24 protein-coding genes and 1 tRNA gene are annotated in these 22,822 nt (G+C 68.1%); 8 read left to right on the forward strand and 17 right to left on the reverse strand.

Annotated features, from left to right (window positions below; translation table 11 throughout):
- Positions 1-16: 16 nt before the first annotated feature.
- The 12 genes from VI480_RS05420 to VI480_RS05475 form a co-directional block, all read right to left on the reverse strand.
- A complete protein-coding gene (locus tag VI480_RS05420; RefSeq protein WP_323671803.1) occupies positions 17-358 on the reverse strand; it encodes an AtpZ/AtpI family protein in 342 nt (113 codons plus the stop codon).
- An 18-nt stretch (positions 359-376) separates the two neighbouring features.
- Positions 377-1,645, reverse strand: a complete 1,269-nt coding sequence (gene glyA, locus VI480_RS05425) for a serine hydroxymethyltransferase (protein WP_323671804.1) — start codon at positions 1,643-1,645, stop codon at positions 377-379.
- A gap of 73 nt (positions 1,646-1,718) precedes the next feature.
- Complete coding sequence (gene rpiB / locus VI480_RS05430) at positions 1,719-2,192, reverse strand: ribose 5-phosphate isomerase B (protein ID WP_323671805.1); 474 nt, start codon at positions 2,190-2,192, stop codon at positions 1,719-1,721.
- 29 nt (positions 2,193-2,221) lie between these two features.
- Positions 2,222-3,820: a peptide chain release factor N(5)-glutamine methyltransferase gene (prmC, locus tag VI480_RS05435; protein ID WP_323671806.1), complete on the reverse strand. Its 1,599-nt coding sequence runs from the start codon at positions 3,818-3,820 to the stop codon at positions 2,222-2,224.
- 29 nt (positions 3,821-3,849) lie between these two features.
- The gene (gene prfA / locus VI480_RS05440) at positions 3,850-4,935 is read right to left on the reverse strand and encodes a peptide chain release factor 1 (protein ID WP_416246643.1); all 1,086 of its coding nucleotides are present in this window, start codon (positions 4,933-4,935) and stop codon (positions 3,850-3,852) included.
- Positions 4,936-4,980: 45 nt separating this feature from the next.
- Complete coding sequence (locus tag VI480_RS05445; protein WP_323671808.1) at positions 4,981-6,048, reverse strand: hypothetical protein; 1,068 nt, start codon at positions 6,046-6,048, stop codon at positions 4,981-4,983.
- Between the two features lie 93 nt (positions 6,049-6,141).
- Positions 6,142-6,399: a type B 50S ribosomal protein L31 gene (locus VI480_RS05450; protein WP_323671809.1), complete on the reverse strand. Its 258-nt coding sequence runs from the start codon at positions 6,397-6,399 to the stop codon at positions 6,142-6,144.
- A 67-nt stretch (positions 6,400-6,466) separates the two neighbouring features.
- On the reverse strand, positions 6,467-7,891 hold the full coding sequence (locus VI480_RS05455; RefSeq protein WP_323671810.1) for a hypothetical protein: 1,425 nt from the start codon (positions 7,889-7,891) through the stop codon (positions 6,467-6,469).
- A gap of 189 nt (positions 7,892-8,080) precedes the next feature.
- Positions 8,081-9,478, reverse strand: coding sequence for a threonine synthase (gene thrC / locus VI480_RS05460; protein ID WP_323671811.1), 1,398 nt, complete (start codon positions 9,476-9,478; stop codon positions 8,081-8,083).
- Positions 9,479-9,502: 24 nt separating this feature from the next.
- Complete coding sequence (locus tag VI480_RS05465) at positions 9,503-10,846, reverse strand: homoserine dehydrogenase (RefSeq protein WP_323671812.1); 1,344 nt, start codon at positions 10,844-10,846, stop codon at positions 9,503-9,505.
- Positions 10,847-10,935: 89 nt separating this feature from the next.
- Positions 10,936-12,333 carry a diaminopimelate decarboxylase gene (gene lysA / locus VI480_RS05470; RefSeq protein ID WP_323671813.1) on the reverse strand — a complete coding sequence of 466 codons (1,398 nt, stop codon included), beginning with the start codon at positions 12,331-12,333 and terminating at the stop codon, positions 10,936-10,938.
- Between the two features lie 21 nt (positions 12,334-12,354).
- Positions 12,355-14,094 carry an arginine--tRNA ligase gene (locus VI480_RS05475; RefSeq protein WP_323671814.1) on the reverse strand — a complete coding sequence of 580 codons (1,740 nt, stop codon included), beginning with the start codon at positions 14,092-14,094 and terminating at the stop codon, positions 12,355-12,357.
- A gap of 155 nt (positions 14,095-14,249) precedes the next feature.
- Here VI480_RS05475 and VI480_RS05480 point away from each other — a divergent pair.
- A tRNA-Arg gene (locus VI480_RS05480) sits at positions 14,250-14,321 on the forward strand.
- A gap of 30 nt (positions 14,322-14,351) precedes the next feature.
- Here the strand turns inward: VI480_RS05480 and VI480_RS05485 are convergent.
- Complete coding sequence (locus tag VI480_RS05485; RefSeq protein WP_323671815.1) at positions 14,352-14,768, reverse strand: TIGR03668 family PPOX class F420-dependent oxidoreductase; 417 nt, start codon at positions 14,766-14,768, stop codon at positions 14,352-14,354.
- Positions 14,769-14,886: 118 nt separating this feature from the next.
- Between VI480_RS05485 and VI480_RS05490 the strand changes: the two genes are divergently transcribed.
- A complete protein-coding gene (locus tag VI480_RS05490; protein WP_323671816.1) occupies positions 14,887-16,071 on the forward strand; it encodes a Coenzyme F420 hydrogenase/dehydrogenase, beta subunit C-terminal domain in 1,185 nt (394 codons plus the stop codon).
- Between the two features lie 3 nt (positions 16,072-16,074).
- Here the strand turns inward: VI480_RS05490 and VI480_RS05495 are convergent, their stop codons facing one another.
- Together VI480_RS05495 and VI480_RS05500 are read right to left on the reverse strand one after the other, a co-directional pair.
- Entirely contained in the window at positions 16,075-16,638 is a 564-nt protein-coding gene (locus VI480_RS05495; RefSeq protein WP_323671817.1) for a hypothetical protein, read from the reverse strand.
- A 37-nt stretch (positions 16,639-16,675) separates the two neighbouring features.
- Positions 16,676-17,425 carry a uracil-DNA glycosylase gene (locus VI480_RS05500; protein WP_323671818.1) on the reverse strand — a complete coding sequence of 250 codons (750 nt, stop codon included), beginning with the start codon at positions 17,423-17,425 and terminating at the stop codon, positions 16,676-16,678.
- Between the two features lie 34 nt (positions 17,426-17,459).
- On the opposite strand from VI480_RS05500, the gene VI480_RS05505 reads away from it, so the two are divergent.
- From VI480_RS05505 to VI480_RS05515, 3 genes are read left to right on the forward strand one after another with little or no spacing between them, the layout of a single operon-like run.
- Positions 17,460-18,098, forward strand: a complete 639-nt coding sequence (locus VI480_RS05505) for an MSMEG_4193 family putative phosphomutase (protein ID WP_323671819.1) — start codon at positions 17,460-17,462, stop codon at positions 18,096-18,098.
- Positions 18,095-18,604, forward strand: a complete 510-nt coding sequence (locus VI480_RS05510; RefSeq protein WP_323671820.1) for a DUF3090 family protein — start codon at positions 18,095-18,097, stop codon at positions 18,602-18,604. The genes VI480_RS05505 and VI480_RS05510 overlap by 4 nt, the downstream gene beginning before the upstream one ends.
- A gap of 58 nt (positions 18,605-18,662) precedes the next feature.
- Positions 18,663-19,436: an SCO1664 family protein gene (locus VI480_RS05515; protein WP_323671821.1), complete on the forward strand. Its 774-nt coding sequence runs from the start codon at positions 18,663-18,665 to the stop codon at positions 19,434-19,436.
- A 30-nt stretch (positions 19,437-19,466) separates the two neighbouring features.
- On the opposite strand, the gene VI480_RS05520 is transcribed toward VI480_RS05515, so the two are convergent.
- Positions 19,467-20,429: an electron transfer flavoprotein subunit alpha/FixB family protein gene (locus VI480_RS05520; RefSeq protein WP_323671822.1), complete on the reverse strand. Its 963-nt coding sequence runs from the start codon at positions 20,427-20,429 to the stop codon at positions 19,467-19,469.
- 72 nt (positions 20,430-20,501) lie between these two features.
- Complete coding sequence (locus VI480_RS05525) at positions 20,502-21,281, reverse strand: electron transfer flavoprotein subunit beta/FixA family protein (RefSeq protein ID WP_323671823.1); 780 nt, start codon at positions 21,279-21,281, stop codon at positions 20,502-20,504.
- A gap of 117 nt (positions 21,282-21,398) precedes the next feature.
- Here VI480_RS05525 and VI480_RS05530 point away from each other — a divergent pair, with 117 nt between their 5' ends.
- The 3 genes from VI480_RS05530 to VI480_RS05540 all read left to right on the forward strand — a co-directional run.
- Positions 21,399-22,337 carry a diacylglycerol/lipid kinase family protein gene (locus VI480_RS05530; protein WP_323671824.1) on the forward strand — a complete coding sequence of 313 codons (939 nt, stop codon included), beginning with the start codon at positions 21,399-21,401 and terminating at the stop codon, positions 22,335-22,337.
- 43 nt (positions 22,338-22,380) lie between these two features.
- Positions 22,381-22,611 (forward strand): DUF3107 domain-containing protein, encoded by a 231-nt coding sequence (locus VI480_RS05535; protein ID WP_323671825.1) that lies wholly within the window; start codon positions 22,381-22,383, stop codon positions 22,609-22,611.
- A 7-nt stretch (positions 22,612-22,618) separates the two neighbouring features.
- Positions 22,619-22,822 (forward strand): histidine kinase N-terminal domain-containing protein (locus tag VI480_RS05540; RefSeq protein ID WP_323671826.1); only part of this gene is annotated, 204 nt, incomplete at its 3' end.

Genomic DNA, 22,822 nt, shown 5'->3' on the forward strand with positions numbered 1-22,822 from the left:
TCGTCGCGGTCGGAGCTCACGCGGATGAGTCGGCGTCGGCATCCAACGACACACCGGTCGGCAGCGATGCCGGCTCGTCGAAGCCAGTGGCGCGGTCGATGCCGCGCTGCTCGGAAGGACGGTTCGAGGCCATCTCCTGCTCATGAACCTGCATGCGCTCGCGGTAGCGGTACCACTCGACAATGAACTTCACGATGAACGCAACCGTGCCGAAGCTCAGCACGAACCAAGGTGCGGTGCCCAACCAGTAGTCCAGCCCGAGCCCCGCCACTACGAATATGCCTAGGGTCAACGCAATCTCGATGGCCTTGGCCAGACCGTCTTCGCTGCCGTCGCTGCCGGCGGGGCCTCGTGCCATGCGCACAGGCTACGAGCGTCAGTTGTCGTAAGGCGGGTGAGCGGCGCAGAGCTCGGCGACCTCGGCGCGCACTTGGGCAATGACGGTCTCGTCTTCAGGAGTACGCAGCACTCGTGCGGTGAATTCGGCGATCTTCGACATCTCGTCCGGCCCCATTCCCTGAGTGGTGACCGACGGCGTGCCCATGCGCAGGCCGCTGGTGACGAACGGCGAGCGGGGATCATCGGGGATGGCGTTGCGGTTCAGCGTGATGCCGGCGGCGTCGAGTGCCTCTTGTGCCACTTTGCCCGTCAGATCAGCGTCGAAGGTGCGCAGGTCGATCAGCAGCAGGTGGTTGTCAGTGCCGCCCGACACCAGCCGGAAGCCGTGCGTGCCGAGCGAGTCCGCTAACGCAGCCGCGTTCTCGACGATGCGCGCCTGGTAGGCGGCGAACTCATGGCGTGCCGCTTCGGCGAACCCCACCGCCTTGGCCGCAACCGCATGATCGAGCGGTCCGCCCTGGCTGCCGGGGAACACGGCTGAGTCGATGCGCTTGGCGTAGTCCTGGGTGCACAGGATGGTCCCGCCGCGTGGACCGCGCATGGTCTTGTGCGTGGTGAACGTGACAATGTCGGCGAACGGGACCGGGTTCGGGTGCACGCCGCCCACGATGAGTCCGGCGATGTGCGCTGCGTCGAACATGAACACTGCGCCGATCTCGTCGCAGATCTCGCGGAACGGCGCCGGGTCGATGCGGCGCGGATACGCCGTGGCGCCTGCCACGATCAGCTTGGGACGGTGCTCACGGGCCAGCTCGGCCATGGCCTCGTAGTCGATGCGCTCGTCGCTGCGCGTCAGGCCGTAGCTGACGAAGTTGTAGAGCTTGCCGCTCGCATTCACCGGGGACCCGTGCGTGAGGTGACCGCCGTGGTCCAGGCTCATGCCCATCACCGTGTCGCCGATGTCGAGCAGTGCGAGGTACACCGCAGCGTTGGCCTGCGATCCCGAGTGGGGCTGCACGTTGGCGTGCTCGGCGCCGAACACCGCCTTCACCCGGTCGATGGCGAGCTGCTCGGCGGTGTCGGCATTGGCATTGCCGCCGTAGTAGCGACGGCGCGGATAGCCCTCGCTGTACTTGTTGGTGAGCACGCTGCCGGTCGCGGCCATGACGGCGGGCGAGGCGAAGTTCTCCGAAGCGATGAGCTGGATGGTCGTCATCTGGCGTTCGAGCTCGGCGGCCAGCACTGCGTCGATCTCGGGATCGCCGAGCGGTGCCCAGCTCGCTGCTGTGGGGTGCGTTCGGGTCATCAGGCTGTGCCTCCTTGCGGTGCCCGTTGGGTGTGTGGGGTGCCTCAGTGCCCCCTCGATCGCCGAAGCGATTTCAGTGCCGGCCGAGCGCGTCGATCTTGTCCACCCGTCGCTGATGGCGTCCGCCCTCGAACGACGCTGTGAGGTACGCGTCGAGTGCGGCCACGGCCTCACGGTGATCGACGAGGCGGGCGCCGAGACAGATCACGTTGGCGTCGTTGTGCTCGCGGGCCAGCCGGGCCGAAGTCTCGTCGTGCACCGTCGCCGCACGGATGCCGGCCACCTTGCCCGCGGCCATCGCGATGCCGATGCCGCTGCCGCACACAGCCACGCCCAGGTCTGCGGTGCGGCTCGCCACTGCCTTGCCGACGGCTTCCCCGAAATCGGGGTAGTCGACCGATTCGGGGCCGCTCGTGCCCAGATCGACAACGTCGTAGCCGCCGTCGCGGAGGTGCTGTGCCAAGCGATCTTTCAGTTCCCAGCCGGCATGGTCTGCCGCGAGCGCGATGACGGCTTCGTTCGGGGTGGAGGAATTGCCCTGGGCCACAGCGTCAGTCTCGCAGCGGTCGCCGCCGCTCAGGTGCCAGATTCAGCGAAAAAATCGGGAAATCCGAGCGAGTCGGCCGCAATCGCTCCCTCGCGCAGCACGACGGGCTGGTCGCCGGTCACATCCACCACCGTCGATGCGACGCCTCCGGGCGCGGTTCCCGCGATCACGGCTCCGGCGACAGGCGGCACCGCGAGGCTCGCTGCGGCGTCGTCAGCTCTGGCCGGGGTCTCGACGCCGTGGCGGTTGGCACTGGTGCCGGTGACCGGTCCTGTCTCATCGATAAGCCAGCGCAGCCAGCCCACCGCCGGCGCCCGCACACCCAAGGTCTCGCGGCCGTGAAGTGGATCCGGCCCGCCCCTGCGCCTGGCTACCAGTGTCAGCCCTCCGGGCCAGTGGCGCTCGGCGAGCGCCCGCGCTCGCGGCGAGAACTCCACCAGTTCGTCAGCCTGGGAGATTCCTGACACCAGGATCGGCATGGGCTCGCTGCGGGGACGATCCTTGGCCTCGCACACACGGGCCACCGCATCGGCGTCCGCGTAGCGGGCCATGATCCCGCACAGCGTGTCGGTGGGCGCCACCACGAAGTGTCCTTCGTGCAGCCGTTCAATGGCCTGACCGATGGCGACGTTGTCGGGCTCAGATCGTGGGCGGGTCGCCACGAGAACCCGGTCACGGCCGGCAAGGTCGGGTTCGATGCGCACGTTTGCGTAGCCACGGGCCTCGGCCAGAGCAACGGCTGCGTTTCCCTGTTCTGAACCGATCTCCAGCACGAGGAGGCCGCCGGGCGCGAGCCAGCCGCGGGCCTCACGCACAATCGTGCGCAGCGCGCCGAGCCCGTCGGCCCCCGCATACAGGGCTTCGTGCGGCTCCCAGTCGCGTACCTCGGCGGGCAAGGCATCGCCGTCGGCGACATAGGGCGGGTTTGCCACAATCACATCGAGTCGCCCATGCAGTCCCGTCACGGCAGCGGCGATGTTCTGCTCGGCGGATTCGCCCTCACCCTCCGAGACAGCGCTTGTCTCGCGGGACTCCTGCGGGGTGGTCAGTTGGACGGCCGCGAGCGCGTCGAGCCAGTTACCGTGATGCAGCGAGACCCGGGTCGCCGCGTTTCCCAGACCGGCCAGGTTGGCTGCGGCCAGCGCCAGCGCGTCGGCCGAATTGTCGGTGGCGAACACCCGGGCTTGGGGAACCTCGTGCGCAATCGACAAGGCGATGGCGCCGCAGCCGGTGCCGAGATCGGCAACGCTCAGTCCGGCGGGATGACGGTGTCGGGCTGTGCCGTGGAGCCAGTCGATCGCGATGCCCGCAACCACCTCCGTCTCGGGACGAGGGATGAGCGCTCTCCGATCAGTCGCCAGGTCGAGTTCGCGAAATGCCCAGCTGCCGAGTACGTACTGCAGCGGCTCGCCCGCCACCCGACGGGCGGCCATGGCGTCGGCGTGCGCCACCATCCGCACGGTCATCGGCGTCTGCGGTGCCAGCGCAGTCTCGGCCGCGCTGGTTCCGCTGGCCTCCGCCGCGATGCGGCGCGCGCTCACTTCGGGCTCGGGCACGCCGGCTGCGGCGAACTGCTCGCGCAGCCCCCGGTACAGATCGCCCAGCGTCAGTCCATCCTTGCTGGCCATGATCGAGCCTGCTGCCGGATCCGGTCGGCTCACCCGCCGCCGTCGGCAACCGCAGCGGCGAGCTGCTCGGCGCGTTCCGCACTCGCGAGGGCGTCGATGATCTCGTCCAACTCGCCGGCGAGCACCCGATCGAGCTTGTAGATCGTGAGCCCGACACGATGGTCGGTGACGCGGTTCTCCTTGAAGTTGTAGGTGCGGATCTTCTCGGATCGGCCGCCGCCGCGGACCTGGTCCCGCTTGTGGGCCGCGACCTCGGCGGCGTGCGCTTCCTGCTGCAGCTGCAGGAGCCGGGCGCGCAGCACCCGCATGGCCTTGGCACGGTTCTGCAGCTGGCTCTTCTCGTCCTGCATCGACACCACGACCCCGGTGGGCTTGTGGGTGATCCGCACCGCGGAGTCAGTCGTGTTCACCGACTGGCCGCCCGGCCCCGACGAGCGGAACGTGTCGATGACCAGATCGTTGGGATCGATCTCGATGTCGACCTCCTCGGCTTCGGGGAGCACGCTGACGGTCGCGGATGACGTGTGGACGCGGCCTTGGGACTCAGTGACCGGCACGCGCTGCACCCGGTGCGGTCCCCCTTCATGCTTCAGCGACCGCCACACGTCACGGCCGCGTACAGCAAAGGCCACATTGGTGAACCCGCCCATGTCGCTGTCCTGGCTGCCAAGCAGCTCCAGCGACCAGCCGGATTGCGCCGACGCATACGCCCGGTACATCTCGAAGAGATCGCGTGCCCAGATGTTGGCTTCCTCGCCGCCCTCGGCACCTTGGATCTCCACGATGACATCGCGCTCGTCGTTGGGATCCTGCGGCAGCAGCAGCACCTTGAGTCGCTCGTCGAGCTCTGCTGCCCGCGCGATGGCCGCGTCGAGCATCTCGGCGGCATCGACCGCGTCGTCGCCGTCGCTTGCATCGAAGAGGTCCTTGGCGGCCGTCGCATCAGCTTGGGCTTGGCCGGCTTCGTGAGCCACGTCGATGATCTCGCCGATGCGCGCGAGCCGCCGACCGAGCTCCGCGAACTGGGCGCGGTCGCCCGAAGCGGCGCCCTCGCCGAGCTTCCGTTCGAGTTCGGCTCGTTCGGCTTCCAGCGCGTCAAGCCGCAGGGATTCCAAGGCGCCCGACACGCGTTCAGGCTAACTGGGGGGTTTCGGGCCGGATCAGGCGCCCGCGGTGGACAGCGTGCGCCATTCGTCGTCGATCTCGACGATCCGGGCAGGACTGTCCAGCCTTGCAGCTATGGCCCTGATGACGTCATGTGCGTCGCGTCGGGGCAGCGCAATGGTCAATTCGGCGTCGGGATCGAGGAACAGCCGCGCGTCTGCTGCGAAGGGCACTACGTCGAGGTCGATGCCGACGCAGACCACCACGATCAGACGGCGGCCGTCGGGTGTCAGGCCGTACGCCACCGCCGGGGCCGGGTCCTTCGGACCGCCTCGGGGCACTGGCGACGAGGCGGCACGCAAGCGGCCCGCGGCGACAAGTTCTGGCTGGCGGATGAGCAGCGAGCGCAGCCAGCGAGCCGCACCCATCCGGTTGAGCGGATGCGGTGATGCGCCTGGCGAGCGGTGTGTACGCACCACTTCGGCCACGCGGCGGATGGCTTCAGGCGTCGGCTCATCGGCGTGCAGCAGGGAGAACGCCTCGCGATCGTGGGCGCCCACGCCTACCTCGATCTGCCACCTGTCGGAGGCACCGTCGGCATCGCCTTCGTCGCTGTGTCCCGCTTCCGCGCCGACAGGCGCTGCTGCGACGATGCGGGCTACCTCGAGACCCTCCACCTCGCCGGTGATCACGCCGTGCTCCACGACCACCTCGACTCCGGCACTGCCCAGCAGCGCAACCAATTCGGGCACACGCGGCGGCGCGGGTTCGACCGGGCGCGGCGCCGGTTCTGCGGCCGTCGCGCTCGCGCCTTCGATGCCCCAGACCGTGGGCGTCGGCTTGAAGCAGGCCGCACGTCGAGCGAGCACACCGCTGTGATCGTCGGCAAAGACGTGCACGTCATCGCAACCGGTGCGCTCGGCCAGCGCCAATGCTCCGCCCAGCGCCCGCTCGGCTCGCTCCTGGGCAAGACACACCACTGCGGGGCGAGGCTCGGCGGCAACGGCCAGTGCGCCGTCATCTGTACCCGAGACGTCGGTGAGATCCGCGCCGAGTGCCGAACTCGCCAAGGCTCGCAGCTTCGCGGCGTGGAGTGCTCGGATGCGATCAGCGTCAAGCGTCATAGCGGATGCCGAAGATCACGAGTTGCCGCGTGGCGGCGCTTGCTCGCGCAGGATGCTCGCCGCGCCCTGGGGCCACGCCGTGCCCCGACGTTGTCAGCTCCGCCGCTTGCGCTGGCCGTAGCGGCGCTCGAAGCGTTCCACCCGACCCGCCGTGTCCACGATCTTCATCTGGCCGGTGAAGAAGGGATGGCTGGCGCTGGACAGCTCAACGTTGGCCAACGGGTACGTGTTGCCGTCTGTCCATTCGATCGTGTCGCTTGTCTCGATCGTGGACTGCGTCAGGAAGGCAAAGTCGGCGCTGGCATCCCGGAAGACCACGGGCCGGTAGTTCGGATGGATGTCGCTCTTCATCGTGATTCCTGATTCGAAGGCTCGGGGCTCATCAGCCTAAGGATTCTTGGCCGTTACGACGAGTCGGTCAGCGGTGGTCGCCGAGGCTGAAGCTGCGGTCGCCGTCGAGGGAAACCTCGCCGGCGTCCAGTTCCGCGACGCCGGGCAGACCCTCGCCGAGCGCGATCTCCAGGTTCGCTGCCTCTCGCAACCGTGCCGCCACGAGGTCGTCGACCTGGTTGCCCGTCGAGGTACGCGTTGTCGCCACCATCGTGATGGAACCCGCGTCTTCCAGGTTGCGCGCACCGCCGAAGAATCTCAGCGTCGAGGTGATGGCCGCACCCACAGCGTCGGCTGGTTGGTGCCGACCGTTCCCACCGGCCGCGTATGCACGTGCAAGCCGGGTCAGGCCGTCGAAGAGTATGACCACGTCGGCGCCGGCCTCTGCCATGCGCTTCGTGCGCTCCAGCGTGAGCTCGGCCACCGCGAGGTGCTCCTCGGGAGGACGATCGAATGTCGATGCCAATACCTCGCCGGACGTCTCGAGCCGGCGCGTCATTTCGGTGACGTCTTCGGGCCGCTCCGCAATGAGCAGGACAATCAGGTGAATGTCGGGATGCTGATCGCCGACCGCAGCGGCCATGGACGCGATCAGCGGAGATGCCGACCGCGTCCCGCTCGCGGTCAGCAAGCCGCGAGAGCCGAGCCCGATCAACGAGAGACGGTCGATGGCTGCGAGGGCACCAGCGCTCTGCTCGCCGCCGAGCGGCAAGGCGTCGGTGGGCAGCACCGGCGTGAGGTCGTCGAACAGCGGTCGTTCAGGTTGCTCGGGCGGCGGCTCGCCATTGAGTGTGTCGAGGCGCAACAGCGCAGGGTTGCGCTCGCTGCGGGCGGCCGGTCGGCTGACACCGGTGATCCGGTCGCCGCGGCGCAGGTCGTACTGGCGCACCTGGCGGGCTGCTACGTAGACGTCGTCGGCCGACGGCAGCGGGCCGTTCGTACGCAGGAAGCCGTAGCCCTCGTCGCGCAAGTCGAGCAGGCCGTCGCAGTGCACGGTCTCGCCGACGATCTGCGTGTCGTCGCGCCCTCGACCGCGCCGGCGGCTCCGTCGGTTGCCTTCCTCGGCTACCGGAGCGTCGGGCGCGGCTGTCCCGGTGTCGGCTGCTTCGCCAGCTTCCCCCTCCGCTTCGGCGGCACTTTCGGTTGACGCACCCGGGTCGCTCGCCGCGGCCGGCTGTTCTGCTGGGACATCGGCACCGGTTGCAAGGGTGGCATCGGCTGGCGGTGTTGGTGTACGCGTGCGCTTGGTGACCGCCGGAGCGTCCGACGCGGCGTCGGCTTCAGCGGAGCCGTCGCTCGCTTCCTTGCCGGTGCCCACCTCGCCCTCCGGAGCCAAGATCGCGCCGATGATGGTGTTCTTGCGGGCGCGGGGCGCTACCTCGACGCCGAGCGCTGCGGCGATCTGCAGCAGTTCATCTCGCTCCTTGGATTCCAGCAAGGCACGATTTGGCATGTCTGACATGGCTACCTCGCAAGCTCCCGCCTGCTCTCACCGCTCCCAACGGGTGAGCGAAGTGAGTCTGTGTTTCCTGTGACAGGCCTTGTCGCCCGACCCAGCGATCCGGTCCCGCGACGCCCGAGCGAACCCTGCACTAGGGAACCGTCGATCAGCGCCGACGCTACCGCCACCCAACCGACGCCACTACTGCACGGCAGACCTGACGAAATCGCGGAGGGTGGCGAGGTCGTTCGGGAGCGCCGTGACGTGCTCGTCCCGGTTTGCGAGGCTCGCCAGCGGCGGGGCGAGCTCGGGTTGGCGACCGGTTGCCTCGAGTACTGCTTCACCGAACTTGGCGGGGTGCGCGGTGGACATCACGGCGACCGGTGTGGTCCAGCCGCCAGCAGGAGCATCTCGGCGCGCGACGGTCAGTGCTACCGCCGTGTGGGGATCGATGAGCCGCTCGTCGATCTCGTTCACTGCTGCGATGGTGGCCGAGACCTCGTCCTCGCTCGCCGAGCCGGCGTCGAAGCCTGCACGCAGGCCTGCCAGCGCCTCAGGCGCCAGTGCGAGCGAGTTCTCGGCCCGAAAGCGGGCCATGTCGGCAGCCAGCGCAGCACCTCGCCGGTCCCCCAGCTCGAACAGCAGCCGCTCGAAGTTGCTCGACACCTGGATGTCCATCGCCGGGCTGGTGGAGGGACGGACCTCGGACATGGCCATCTCGCCGGTGCGGTAGGTACGAGCCAGGATGTCGTTGTGGTTGGTGGCAACCACCAGCCGGTCGATGGGCACGCCCATGCGCCGGGCTACATCGCCTGCGAGCACGTTGCCGAAGTTGCCGGTCGGCACACAGAACGAGACGGCCTGCTCGGGAGCGCCCAGTCTGACAGCGGTCGTCACGTAGTAGACGGTCTGCGCCGCAACGCGCGCCCAGTTGATGCTGTTCACCGCACCCAGCCGCATCCGCTCGCGAAACGGCCGATCGGCGAACAGCGCCTTCACCAAGTCCTGGCAGTCGTCGAACGTGCCGTCGACGGCCACGTTGTGGATGTTCGGGCTATCTACCGTGGTCATCTGACGTCGCTGGATCTCGGTGACCCGGCCAGCGGGGTGCAGCATCACCAGTTCGATGCCCGCCCGGTCCCGGCATGCTTCGATCGCGGCAGACCCGGTGTCTCCCGAGGTGGCTCCCACGACAGTCATGAAGCTGCCGCGCCGGGCCAGCTCGTGCTCGAACAGCCTGCCCAGCAGTTGCAGAGCCACGTCCTTGAACGACAGCGTCGGCCCCCAGAACAGCTCCACTAAGTGCTCACCACCTGTCAGCGCGCTGAGCGGAACGACATCGGAGTGGGTGAACGTCGAGTAGGCGTCCTGGGTGAGCGGCGCCAGGTCGTCGACGCTCAGCGACGGCGCCACGAACGGGGCCAGCACCCGGGTTGCCACCTCGTGGTACTCGAGCCCGGCGAAGTCCCGCAGATCGCTCACGCTGAGCGCGGGGAACTCACGAGGCACATACAGCCCGCCGTCGGCGGCCAAGCCTTCGAGCAGCACATCGCCGAAGTCCAAGACCGGGGCGTCGCCCCGGGTGCTCAGGTAGTGCATGGTGCCGTCGGCCGGTCCCGGCGACTACTCGCCGATCACCCGGATCGCGTTGCCGATGCGCCGTACTGCGTCGAGCTCGCGCACGTCCCGCAGCGTGGAGGCCACGTCGGCTTCGCGGGCGCGATGCGTGATGAATTCCAGATGAGCGATGTCGTCGGCCGCCCCGGCCCGGGTGGTCTGCTCGACCGAGCGGATCGACACACCGTGCTCGCCGAACACGCCCGCCACCGCGGCCAGTACGCCTGGCTTGTCGGTTACATCGAATTGAAGGTGGTAGGCGGTGTAGGTCTCGTCAATTGGCCGCAGCCGCGCTGCGCTCAACGGGCCGAACCCGTCGCACACTCCCCGGCGGAGATTCTGTGACACGGTGATGAGGTCGCCCAGCATTGCGCTGGCAGTCGGGAAACCGCCTGCACCGCGCCCGTACAGCATCAGGTCCTCGACAGCCTCACCCTCCAGGAACACTGCGTTGAAGGCATCGCGCACCGAGGCCAACGGGTGGTCGATGGGCACCATCGCCGGGTGCACTCGTACGGCAATCTCGCCGTTCTGACGCTCGGCCACGGCGAGCAGCTTGATGACGTGGCCCATCCGGGCGGCTGCCGCAATGTCGCCCTTGCCGATGCCGCTGATGCCCTCCTGGTGAACATCGCCAGCCACCACTTTGGCGCCGAAGGCCGTCATGGCCAGGATCGCCGCCTTGGCACCCGCGTCGAACCCCTCCACGTCAGCGGTCGGATCGGCTTCGGCATAGCCCAGTCGCTGTGCCTCGCCCAGCACGTCGGCGTAGTCGGCCCCGTCCTCGGTCATGCGGGTGAGGATGTAGTTCGTCGTGCCGTTCACAATGCCCATCACCCGGGTGATGCGTTCGCCGATGAGCGAGTTGCGCAGCACGCCGATGAGCGGGATGCCGCCTGCCACAGCCGCCTCGAACGCCAGGTCGACGCCCTCGGCGGCAGCCAGTGCGAACAGCTCCTCCCCGACGTTGGCGATGAGTTCCTTGTTGGCAGTCACGACCGGCTTGCCCGCACCGAGCGCAGCTGCAACCAAGTGTCGGGCCGGCTCGGTGCCGCCCATCGCTTCCACGACGACGTCTACGTCGTCGGCCACGACAAGCGACTCGCTGTCGCGGGTCAGCACACCCGACGGCAGCTCTACCGTTCGCTCAGCACTGAGATTGCGGACGGCGACCCGGGTGACTTCGAAGTCCAATCCGGTGCGGCTTGCCAGATGCGCTGCGTCGCGCCGCAGGATCGCAACGAGCGCGGCACCGACGTTTCCACAGCCCAGGATGCCGACGCGCAGCGGCCGCGGCTCACCCGTATGAGCGGCAAAGGAGGGCGCAGGCTCGGCAACAGCTTCAGGCACGGCCGAAACGGTACCGCCAGCACGCCCGCACACCCGCAGCGTTTTCGGCGACGCTCAGCCGGACGACGTCGTGCAGAGACCGGCGGTTCTCAGAGAACGTCGAGGGTGAGCATGTCGTCGATGGTCTCGCGGCGGATCACCAGACGAGCCTCGCCGTCGGCCACGAACACCACAGCCGGGCGACCGATGCGGTTGTAGGGCGCGCCCATCGAGTAGCCGTAGGCGCCGGTCACCGGTGTGGCGACAAGGTCGCCAGCGGCCAGCCCTGCAGGCACCGGGGCAGACCGGACGATCACATCACCCGATTCGCAGTGCTTGCCCACCAGACGCACCCGATCGGGACGGGGCTCGCCGGCACGGGCCGGCATGAACGCCGTGTAGTCGCTGCCGTAGAGCATCGGGCGCGGGTTGTCGCCGTAGCCGCCGTCGACGGCGACATAAGTCCGCACGCCCGGCACCGCCTTGATGCTGCCCACCGTGTAGAGCGTCACCGCAGCCGCAGCCGCGATGGCACGTCCGGGCTCGGCCACCAGACGGGCTTCGAAACCGTAGAGCTTGCTGAGCGACCGCCAGCGCTCACGCAGCGTCGCGCCCCACTCGGTGATGGTGGGCGCCTGCTCTGATTCGACGTACGCAATGCCGAGTCCGCCGCCGATCGACAGCTCTTCGAGGCGGCCGGCGGCCGGGCCAGCATCACCGAATAACGGTGCTGCGAACTCGGCGACGACATCGAGCGCGCGGGCCAGACTCTCCACGCGGAACACCTGGCTGCCGATATGACAGTGGATGCCCGCGAGCTCGATCGACGACATCTCGGCTGCACGTTCAACGGCTGCAATCGCGACGCCTTGGCCGATACCGAAACCGAATTTGGAGTCGGCTTGTCCGGTCGAGATGTACTCGTGCGTCTCGGCCCGGACACCCGGAGTGACTCGCAGCAGAACCCGCGGCACTGCCCCATCGGCACGGTGCAGCTCGTCGAGACAGTCCAGCTCGGCAAAAGAGTCCACCACGATCCGGCCCACGCCTGCTTCGCGCGCCATCGCCAGCTCAGCGATCGACTTGTTGTTGCCGTGCAGCACGACGCGCTGCGCCACATCACCGTCAGCCGCGGCGTCATTGGCGTCGAATGCTCGCAAAACCGTCTGCAGCTCGCCCCCGCTGGCAACGTCGATGTCCATGCCCTCCGACATCGCAAGCCGGGCCATCGCCGCACACAGGAACGCCTTGGCGGCATAGGCCGCTCCCCCGCCAAAGGCCGAGATGGCTTCCCGGCAGCGAGCGCGCAGGTGTGCCTCGTCATAGACGAACAGCGGTGTGCCGAATTCGGCAGCGAGGTCGACGAGGTCGCAGCCACCAATGTGCAGGTGACCCTGCGCCAACACCTCGGCCGTATCGGGGAGCAGGCGCAACGGGATCGGTCCACTGGGATCGTCTCCGGGTGCTCCGCCCCCAGCTGCTGCAGCGCTGTGCGGTTCAGTAGTCATCGCTGGACCGTCGCTTCCCGCTCACATCGCCTCGGGCGCGTCCACGCCGAGCAGGTCGAGGCCGATCGCCAAGCCGATGCGCGTGCCCTCGGTCAGGCACAGCCGGGCGTCACGCACCTCTGGCGGATTGTCGCTGTGCAGGATCGGGCAGTCGTGGTAGAAGCCGTGGAAGGCGGCGGCAAGATCGCGCACCCATGTCGTCACCTTGTGAGGCGCCCGCTCGCGCAGCGCTATCTCGACCACCGACGGCAGCACTTCGAGCGCGCGCAGCAGCGCCACTTCCCGCTCACCGACCAGCGGTCCCAGATCGGTGCCCGCGGGCGGCACGGGTTCGACCCCAGTCGATTCGGCGCGCCTGGCCACCGAGGCGATCCGGGCGTGCGCGTACTGCACGTAGAAGACGGGATTCTCTGCCGCCTGGGCCGACAGCAGGTCGATATCGATGGTCTGGCGCGAGTCGATCGACTGCAGCAGGAAGGCGAAGCGCGCCACGTCGGGGCCCACCGCGTCGATGAGCTCGCGCACCTCGACCATGGTGCCAGTGCGCTTGGACAGTTCGATGACTTGGCCATCGCGCATCAGCGTGACGTTCTGGCCGACGATGGCCTCATAGGACTCCGCCGGATGCCCCAGCATCTGCATGGCTGCGGCGATGCGCGGCACATAGCCATGGTGGTCAGCGCCCAGCACGTCGATAACGAGGTCGACGGTCTCATTGTCCGGGTCGTGCCGGCGGGTGTCGCCAATGGCACCGCGGCGTTGCAGCGCTCGGAGCCGGCGAAGATCGAACTTGGCATCGTGGTAGGCGATGTCGGGAACGAAGTAGGTCGGCTCGCCGTCGCTGCGGTAGAGCACACGGTCTTTGTCGTCGCCGAAGTCGCTGGTCCGCAGCCACTCGGCGCCGTCCTCGGTGTAGGTCCATCCACCCTGACGCAGTCCAGCGATTGCGTTGTCCATGGCACCAGACGCCACGAGCTTGTTCTCGCTTTGCCAGTGGTCGAAGCCGACATTCATCGCTTCAAGCGCCTCGCTGACATCACGCAAGGCGCGGTCGCGTCCCCAGGACGCCGCGTAAGCCGAGCCGCCGAGTGCCTCGAGCGCCGCCGTGAGATCGTCCGCACCCGACGACGCGCCAGCGCTCAACTCCGACGCCAGCTCGGTCGCCCACTCGGCGACGTACTCGCCGTGATAGCCGTCGTCGGGCACAGGACGGTCGTCGAGCCGGGCTGCCAGGGAACGCCCGAAGAGCTCCATCTGCGTGCCGCGGTCGTTGACGTAGTACTCGGTGTGGGTCTCGTAGCCACACCGACGGAACAAGCGGGCCAAGCTGTCGCCGAACGCCCCCCAGCGGCCGCCGCCCGCGTGCAGCGGTCCGGTGGGATTGGCCGACACGAATTCGAGGTTTACGGTCTGTCCGGCACCGGCGTCGTGGCGGGCGTAGGAGCCGGCACCGAGGCGCAGCACCGCTCCGAGTACTTCGTGCAGCCACGACGGTGCCAAGTGGAAGTTCACAAACCCCGGTCCGGCCACCTCGGTCCGTTCGAGATGCGGCAAGCCGGTGCCGTCGAGCTCGGCAGCGAGTCGCTGCGCCAGGTCGCGAGGCGCCATCACTGCGCCCTTCGCATGCACCAATGCGGCATTTGTCGACCAGTCGCCGTGATCGGCGCGAGCCGGTCGTTCGAGGCCGATGCGCGACGGGTCAGCGTCGACGCCAAGGCGCGTCAACGCCTCCGAGATTGCGCCAGCCAGCACTGCTTCCATCACTACGGCTCCATCACCGAGGCGAACCTATCCCTGCCGGGTGCCGAACCTCGTGACAATTGTGCGCAGGCGCTCCGAGACCGGGGTCGTGCCGCTCGTTGGTCGGTAGCTTGACCGGGCATCGGGTCCGGGAATCGAATCCAGCCGGACCGCCAGCCCTCGTAGCTCAGGGGATAGAGCAGTGGCCTCCGGAGCCATGTGCGCAGGTTCGAATCCTGCCGAGGGCGCTGCGCCGGCACCATGCCGGCGGTGGGCGCTCAAGCCGTGGCGGACCAACCTGTCAATTCGGTGCGCTGGATGACGATGGCGGCGCCGACGGGCGGCTCCGCGGCGTACTGCGGGTAGCGCTTGCACAACAACTCGATCGCATGCCGATGCTGCGCACCCTCGGTGTGCACCGCGGCGCGCCCTCGCAGGCGCACCCACCACAAGCGCTCCCAGTCGGTGTCGTCGTAGTGCTCGATCAGCATCGTGACCTCAGGGAAGCGTCGAACGTTGTCGAGCCGCTTGAGGTCCATGGTCGTCTTGGGCTTGTGGTCGACCGCTGTCACCACCACGTCGTCCTCGAACGCGTAGGTGCATGGCACCAGGTCGACGCGCCCGTCGGACCGGATCGTCGCGAGGGTTGCCACCCGTCCCTGCTCGAGCAGCTCCAGCAGTTCAGCCTCTGTCACGGCGCGCCACCCTAGAGCCCTGAACAGCGGTTTCAGCGCTCCGCGGGCCTAGGCCGATCGTGTCGCCCTGCGAGGTCGTCGCTGTTCGTTCTCAAGACGCCTGCCGTAGTCTGGCGACATGGCAATGACCGGGGAAACGACCGAGGCCCCTCCCGCATCCAACGGGACGCCGCAGCGCTGGACCTTCCAGTGGAAGGAACTGTACGACGAGGTCATCACCACCGGGCTGTGCACCGGATGCGCCGGCTGCGTGATCTCCTGCCCGCACGACGTCATCGGCTACGAGCACGTGCAAGGCGGGTTCACCCCGTTTCACCTCGAAGAGGAGCTCGGTCTCGAAGACTGCGGCCATGGCCAGAAGGGCTGCACGAGCTGCACCCGTGCCTGCCCTCGCTTCCGCACGTGGGAAGACGAGGCCGACGACTTCATGTTCGGCCGCCACCGCACCGCCGACGAGCCGTCGGGTGTATTCAAGGACATCATCCTGACCAGGGCGTCCGACGACTTCGTCCACGAGATCGGCCAGGACGGCGGGCTCGTGTCGGCAATCCTCATCTGGGCGCTCGACCATGGCTACATCGACGCCGCGCTGACGTCGTACGTCGGCGAGGGCGAGGGCAACCAGTGGACGGCCTCGCCGGGCGTGGCGTTCAACCGCGACGACGTATTGCGGGGCGCGGGCAGTCGCTACACGTACTCGGCCAACACGCTCGCCTACGACGAGGCAATGGAGGCCGGCGCGCAGAAGATCGCGCTGGTCGGCATGAGCTGCCAGAGCTCGATCGTGCCGGTCGCCAAGTCGCGCAAGGTCGGCAAGGTCGGCAACCGCTTCGTGCTGAACATCGGCCTGCTGTGCTCGAAGTCGTTCGACGAGGCGATCTTCGAGGAGCTGTTCGAGCAGAAGTACGGGCTCGACCGCCACCGGATCCGCAAGACCAACATCAAGGGCGTCTTCCAGATCTGGACCCACGACGGCGGCTACTACGAGATCAACCTCAAGGAATGCCACGCCTGGACCCGCGAAGGCTGCAACCACTGCCCCGATTTCGCCGCCGAGCACGCCGACATCTCCACCGGCGGCATCGGCAAGTACAGCGACTGGACCCTCACGATCGTCCGCACCGACATCGGCCGCGAGATCATCATGAAGATGCTCGCCGACGGCTCACTGATCGGGCGTCCAGGCGACGAGGACCCGGGTGCCATCGCGCTCATGCACAAGCTCAGCGAGAAGTCGCGTGTCCGCTGGCCGAAATTCGCGTGGGACAAGCCCGCCCTGCTGCCCGAGCCCACCAAGAAATAGGGGCTACAGGCAGAGGTTCAGGAAGTCGACGATGCCCGGCTGGATCTCGTTGCTTGCGAGGAAATCGTTCAGCCGGTGGGCCGGGACGACTTCCTGGGCGCGGGCCAGCGAGCAGGCGCACAGGCTTCTCATCCGATCTGAACCGGCCGAGCACGCGTCCAGGTACGTCTGCCGTTGAGCATCGGACCATTCGGGCGGCGGCCCGGCCTCACGGCAGTCCACCAATGCTCCCGCGAGTTCTGGAGAGAACTCCAGCGCACCTGACATGCGGTCCTCGAATACCTCGAGATCGATAACTGTCAGGCTGCCTTCGATGCGGTCAGCCGCACAGTGGCAGGGCCCGACAAGGCCTGTGTCGGCCGCGCACGCATCCATGAAGGCGGTGAGCGGCTCGATCGCGAGCAACCCCGGTGCGCCAGTGCCGGGCACGGTCGGCGGAGCGAGCGTGCCCGGGTTCCCGAGCCCCGCGTCAGCGCCAGCGGAGCCGGAGCCAGTGCCCGCGGGCTCCACCTCGACCACTGTGGCTGAGCACGCGAATATGCCCGCCGATGCCAGTAGGGCAGCCACCAGTCGTGCGCCCCGCCGGAGGTGGGGCCGCCTTAATTCAGGCAGGCGCGAGGTTCGCCAGCCGGCGCGCATCGCGGAGCACCGTATCGGCCATGTCGGCGGTGAGACGGCCAGTGAAGGTGTTCTGCTGACTGGGATGGAACGAGCAGATGATGCGGGAGATGCCAGCAAGCGGCAGCAGCTCGGCTGACCCAGGGCCTGCGGGCACCTCAGCGATGACACCGTGGCCGAAGCGGGGACGCGGTCGCACCCCGCCGATCGTGCACAGTACGCCGTACGCGAATGCGCCCAAGGCGACTGCGACGCGAGCATTGACCAGCAGCGCCAGCTCGCGCTCGAGGAATGGCCGGCAGGCGTCGCGCTCAGTGGGAGTGGGCTTGTTGGCCGGCGGCGCGCAGCGAACCGCTGCGGTGATGTACGCGTCGCGCAGCGCGAGCCCGTCGCCGGCGCGCACGGAAGTCGGCTGGTTGGCGAAGCCGCAACGATGCAGGGCTGCGTAGAGGAAGTCGCCCGACCGGTCGCCGGTGAACATCCGGCCCGTGCGGTTCGCGCCGTGCGCAGCCGGCGCCAAACCGACGAGCACGACCGCTGCCGCCGGGTCGCCGAAGCCGGGCACGCCGCGGCCCCAGTAGTCCTCGTCGGCGAAGGCCGCCCGTTTGTCGGCGGCGGTCTGCTCGCGCCACGTCACGAGCCGGTCGCAGCGCCTGCATGCTGCGACCTCGTCGTTCAGCGAGTGCAAGGCCGCGATGCTCGCGGCATCGCCGGGCGGGCTCGGTGGGGCGCTCACCCTGCGAGTGTGCCAGGCAAGTAGCTTCGACCCGGTGCCGAACCGAACTCGACCCACACTGCTGTTGTTCGTCCGGCACGGGCTCACGCCGACCACCGGCGTCGAGCTGTACGGCCGGCGACCCGGCGTGCACCTGTCGGAGGCCGGAACGCAACAGGCGCAGCGTGCTGCAGAGCGAATCGCCGCAGGAGGGCGCCGGGTGGCGGCTGTCTATGCCAGCCCGCTGGAGCGTGCCCAGGAGACTGCCGCGCCGATAGCCGCTGCTCTCGGACGCCGCGTGCGCACCCATGACGGCCTCAACGAAGCAGACATGGGCCGCTGGACGGGCCGCAAGCTCAATCAGCTGCGCAAGCTGGCGGCATGGTCGCAGGTGCAGCGTTATCCCAGCGGCTTTCGCTTCCCCGACGGCGAGACATTCCGTGAGATGCAAACGCGCATAGCGGCGACGGCGAGCGATCTGGCGGCCCGCCATCGCGGCGCGACCGTTGTCGCCGTCAGCCACGCCGACCCCATTCGGGCGCTGGTGGCAGATGCCATGGGCACCCATCTGGATCTCTTCCAGCGGATCGTCGTGTCGCCGTGCTCGGTGACTGCGATCCTGTACACCGCTGACGGCCCCGTCGTGCTGGCCACCAACAGCACATCCGACCTCGCAGCATTGGCTCCGGCATGAGTGACGATTTCGACCTCCGCAATCCCGACACGTTCGTGGCGGGCACCGTCGGGCCGCCCGGCCAGCGGATCTTCTTCCTGCAGGCAACCGAGGCCGGCCATGTCGTCTCGCTCAAGCTGGAGAAGGGGCAGGTCTGGGCGCTGGCGAACCTGCTCAGCGAGCTGCTTGAGGGCGAGAGCTACGAAGGGCCCGCGGCGGCCTTCGGCGAGTTGGTCGAACCCGTGACCGCCGCATGGACCGTCGGTCGCCTCGCCACCGGCATGGACACCGAGGGCAAGGTCATCGTCGTGGTCGCCGACGAGATCGATGACGATGACGACGACCCCGAAGCCGACACGGACGCTGCGGGAGAAATATCGCCCGAGGACGACGAGCGCACCGGCGGTCGAGCACGTATCCACCTCGACTACGCGACGGCACTCGGATTCGCTCAGCAAGCACTGCTGCTCGTCGAAGAAGGCCGCGACTTCGGCATGCGCAACGGGCACCGTCCGCCCAAGACATGAACATTGCGGTTCGTGATCGGCCTCATTCGCACTGTCTCTCCGTGAACGAGGGCGGCGCGTGAACGCACCCTCCCCACACCACCTGATGCCGACCGACGAGGAAGGCGAGCAGCTGAAGCTGCCGGTGATCCGGGATGCGCCTGTGGCAGACGTGCTCGAGGTGCTGCAGGAGGGCGATATCTCGATCCTGGGACGGATGCCGTACAGCAGCAACGCCACCTTCCTGGTGCGGATCGACCACGCCGCCACACCCACGGCCGCTATCTACAAACCCGAGCGGGGAGAACGACCGCTGTGGGACTTTCCGTCCGGCCTGTACCGGCGCGAGATCGCTGCGTTCGAGCTGTCGGAGGCTCTGGGATGGCACGTCATCCCGCCCACGGTCGAGCGGGACGGTCCTTACGGGGTGGGGTCGGTTCAGCTGTTCATCGATGCCAACTTCGAAGAGCACTACTTCACGCTGGTTGCCGAGGATCGGCACCATGGCGACCTGCGGCGGATCTGCGCGTTCGATCTCATCGCCAACAACACCGACCGCAAGTCGGGTCACTGCTTGGCGTCGCGCTGGGGGCCGATCTACGGCATCGACCAAGGCCTGTGCTTCGCCAGCGACTTCAAGCTGAGGACGGTCATCTGGGACTTCGGCGGAGAACCGTTCGACGAAGAGTTAGGCACCGCCATCGGTTCGGCTGCCGATCCGCCTGCCGAACTGACGCATTGGCTGCGGCCTGACGAGCTCAGTGCCCTGGCCGAACGCGCCGAATGGCTCACCGACTTCGGCAAGTTCCCCGACGACGACGGCGGCCGCCGCTGGCCCTGGCCGCTGGTCTAGCCAGCGGCAGCGCGACAACCGCGGGTATGGCTAGCGCGACTTGAGGGCTTCGATCAGCGCCGGCATCACCTTGTGGACATCGCCCACGATGCCCAGGTCTGCCACACCGAAGATCGGCGCTTCGGGGTCCTTGTTGATGGCCACGATGTTCTTGGAGCCCTTCATGCCCACCAAGTGCTGGGTGGCGCCGGAGATGCCGCAGGCGATGTAGACGTTGGGCTTCACCACCTTGCCGGTCTGGCCCACCTGCTTGGCATAGGGAACCCAGCCGGCATCCACGATGGCGCGCGAGGCGCCAGACGCCGCTCCCAGCAGGCCTGCCAGCTCGTCGACCATCGAGTACGCCTCGGGCTGGCCCAGCCCTCGACCGCCCGACACCACCACAGCGGCGTCATCGAGCTGCGGGCCCGAGCGCTCCTCGGCATGGCGCCCAGTGACCGTCGCACGCCCCGCCTCCCCGGCGTCGACTGCTGCCACACTCTCGACCGCAGCAGCCCCGCCGCCGCTGGGCTCGGCCTCGAAGCTCTTCGGGCGGAACATTGCGAGCGCCGGTGCCGGTGCCCGGTACGCGGTGAAGATGTTCTGCGTGCCGCCGAAAATGGGCTCCTCGGTGACGAGGGCCCCGTCGACAATCTCGGCCCCCACGTTGTTGGTGGACACGGGTCGGTCCGCCAGCACCGCCAAGCGGGCGGCGGTGTCGCGCCCGTCGGTGGTCTGACCGAAGAACACAGCATCGGGCGAGGTGGCTTCGATGTGCCCGGCCAGCGCCGCGGCAGCGTGAACGCCGACCAGCCCGTCGCCGAGTCCGTCCAGTGCGTACACGGTCGACACGCCGTGCGCGCCCAGTTCGGCAGCCATGGCTTCGCCGTGGGCCGGCGCGAATGCGGTGACCGTGTCGGCCAGCGTGCGGGCCTTGGTGGCCAGTTCCAGCGTGAGGCCGGAGGCACCGTCGGCGTCGCCTTCAGCGAAGAGCAGAATCTGTGCAAGCGTCATTGCGGGTGGTTCCAGTCGGTTTCGTGGGTGAGTGGATCAGAGAGCTGAGTCAGCCGGCAGCTGGCGGGAGGGTCAGATGACCTTGAGCTCGGTCAGGAACTCGACGATGTTGGCGTGAGCATCGCCCTCGTCGGTGATGATCTCGCCGGCCTCGCGCTCGGGCGCATCGGTCACCTCGACCGTCTCCTGGCGTGCCCCGGCCACACCGACTGCGGCCGCATCGATGCCGAGGGCTGCGAGGTCCTTCCCCTCGACCGGCTTCTTCTTGGCCGCCATGATCCCCTTGAACGAGGGGTAGCGAGGCTCGACCACGCCTGCGGTCACCGAGACGACGGCCGGCAGGGCGCACTCCACCTGGTCGTAACCGGCCTCGGTCTGCCGCTGGACGCTGGCGACGCCGTCGGAGATTTCGATCTGCTTCGCGAACGTGATCGACGGCAGCCCCATCACGCCGGCAATCATCTCGGGAACGGTGCCGGTGTATCCGTCGCTGGACTCGACGCCCGCGAGCACGAGGTCGGCTTCCAACTCGGCGATCGCGGCACCCAGCACCTTGGCAGTGCCGAGCGCGTCGCTGCCGGCGAGCGCATCGTCGCTGATGAGCACCGCATCGTCGGCGCCCATGGCGAGCGCTGTCCGCAGACCGCTCGTCTCCGAACGCGGTGCCATCGACACCAGCGACACCTGGCCGCCGCCGGCCGCCTCGGCGAGCTGCAGCGCCATCTCGACGCCGTAGGAGTCGGATTCGTCCAGGATCAGCTTGTCGTCCCGGTTCAGCGTCCCGGTCTCGGGAACCAGCTCGCCCGGGATAGCCGGGTCTGGGATCTGCTTGACGCACACAACGACCTTCATGGCCGGGCAGTCTGCCGACTCACAGCTTCGATGCCACACCCGTTGTCTGATGGCGCTCGCAAGCTCCAGCTTTGTCTCGTGGCGCTCGCAGGCTCGCTTCGGGGCGAGACTTGCGCGGTGCGTGTCTTGCTGCTGGTCAACGATTCCGCATCGTCGACCACGGCCCGCACGCGCGTGCTCATCCACACGGCGCTCTCGGAGCGGCACGACACCGAGGTGGCCTTCACCAATCGGCGGGGGCACGCGGCTCGCCTGGCACGCGGGGCGGCGACGACCGGCACCGACGCGGTTGTCGTGCTCGGCGGCGACGGCACGCTCAACGAAGCCGCCAACGGGGTCGCCGGCACCGACTGCGTGCTCGCCGCATTGCCGGGCGGCTCCACCAATGTGTTCGCACGGACGATCGGCACGCCCGACGATCCGCTGGCGGCGACCCAAGCCGTCCTTGAGGCATTCGAGATCGGCAGCATCACCTCAGCGGGGCTCGGACGCACCTCGGGCCGTTACTTCCTGTTCCACTGCGGCATGGGGCTCGATGCTGCAATCGTCGAGCAGGTCGAGAGGCACCCGACGCTCAAGCGGTATCTCGGCCACCCGCTGTTCCTCCTCGCGGGCATCGACACGCTGCTGCGCCGCTACAACCGGCAGACAGGAGCGCTGAGCGTCCGCACAACGGCTCCGGCCGCGGCGACCATCGACGGCTGCTTCGTCGTGGTGGCGGCGAACACCGACCCATACACCTTCCTCGGCAGCCGTCCGGTTCGCATCGCCCCCGCAGCAACGCTGCACACCGGACTGTCGGTGGTCGGGCTGCGGTCGCTCCGATTCGCCGACGCGCTAAACGTGCTCTCCGCTGTCTTCCGCGCAAATGGCCGCCTGAGCGACACCGATCCGAGTGTCGTGCAGCGCATCGACGACGTACGCGACGTCACCGTGACGGGGATGCACCCGTTCGGTCACCAGCTCGACGGCGACCACCTCGGTGCCGTCAACGAGCTCCAGCTCGAGTGGGTACCCGACGTGCTGCGCCTGGCCATTCCCGCTGTGTCTGAGTGACACGGCAATCGGTTGCCGCAAACCCCACAGGTAGCCTGCGGCCATGGACATCCGGATCGGCATCACGCACGGCGGTCGGGAGCTCAGCGTCGAGATCGATGATGAGGCTGCTGAAGACGCGGCGGCATCGCTCGAAGGCGCGCTCAGCGGCGATGAGACGGTGCTCTGGCTGAACGATCGCAGTGGGCGCCGCGTCGGCGTGCCCATCGACAAGCTCGCCTACCTGGAGCTGGGTCCGGCTGGCGATCGGCGCATCGGCTTCGCAGCCGACTGAGACTCGAATGCGGGCGTCTGCCGAACGGCCGCTGCCCGCAGACAACGTGCGCGACACCGCCCGCGACGACCCGCGCGAGCACCTGCGCCGCTTGCTCGCATGGTGGTCGCTGCTGGCCGACCTGTCGTTCTCGGACCTGCTGCTGTTCGTGCCCGGACAGGTGACCGCACTCGACGAACTACCCGACGAAGTCGCCGATACTGACTCAACC

It is taken from the genome of Candidatus Poriferisodalis multihospitum, from assembly GCF_028283155.1.
Lineage (GTDB): Bacteria > Actinomycetota > Acidimicrobiia > Acidimicrobiales > Poriferisodalaceae > Poriferisodalis > Poriferisodalis multihospitum.

Bases quoted from the DNA above. Each gene is read 5' to 3' on its own strand.
- VI480_RS05490 (WP_323671816.1), top strand. From the start codon at position 14,887: ATGGCAATGACCGGGGAAACGACCGAGGCCCCTCCCGCATCCAACGGG.
- VI480_RS05535 (WP_323671825.1), top strand. From the start codon at position 22,381: ATGGACATCCGGATCGGCATCACGCACGGCGGTCGGGAGCTCAGCGTC.
- prmC (WP_323671806.1), bottom strand. From the start codon at position 3,820: ATGGCCAGCAAGGATGGACTGACGCTGGGCGATCTGTACCGGGGGCTG.
- VI480_RS05475 (WP_323671814.1), bottom strand. From the start codon at position 14,094: ATGGAAGCAGTGCTGGCTGGCGCAATCTCGGAGGCGTTGACGCGCCTT.
- thrC (WP_323671811.1), bottom strand. From the start codon at position 9,478: ATGCACTACCTGAGCACCCGGGGCGACGCCCCGGTCTTGGACTTCGGC.
- glyA (WP_323671804.1), bottom strand. From the start codon at position 1,645: ATGACCCGAACGCACCCCACAGCAGCGAGCTGGGCACCGCTCGGCGAT.
- VI480_RS05510 (WP_323671820.1), top strand. From the start codon at position 18,095: ATGAGTGACGATTTCGACCTCCGCAATCCCGACACGTTCGTGGCGGGC.
- VI480_RS05450 (WP_323671809.1), bottom strand. From the start codon at position 6,399: ATGAAGAGCGACATCCATCCGAACTACCGGCCCGTGGTCTTCCGGGAT.
- VI480_RS05445 (WP_323671808.1), bottom strand. From the start codon at position 6,048: ATGACGCTTGACGCTGATCGCATCCGAGCACTCCACGCCGCGAAGCTG.
- VI480_RS05420 (WP_323671803.1), bottom strand. From the start codon at position 358: ATGGCACGAGGCCCCGCCGGCAGCGACGGCAGCGAAGACGGTCTGGCC.
- VI480_RS05525 (WP_323671823.1), bottom strand. From the start codon at position 21,281: ATGAAGGTCGTTGTGTGCGTCAAGCAGATCCCAGACCCGGCTATCCCG.
- VI480_RS05520 (WP_323671822.1), bottom strand. From the start codon at position 20,429: ATGACGCTTGCACAGATTCTGCTCTTCGCTGAAGGCGACGCCGACGGT.
- lysA (WP_323671813.1), bottom strand. From the start codon at position 12,333: ATGACTACTGAACCGCACAGCGCTGCAGCAGCTGGGGGCGGAGCACCC.
- VI480_RS05455 (WP_323671810.1), bottom strand. From the start codon at position 7,891: ATGCCAAATCGTGCCTTGCTGGAATCCAAGGAGCGAGATGAACTGCTG.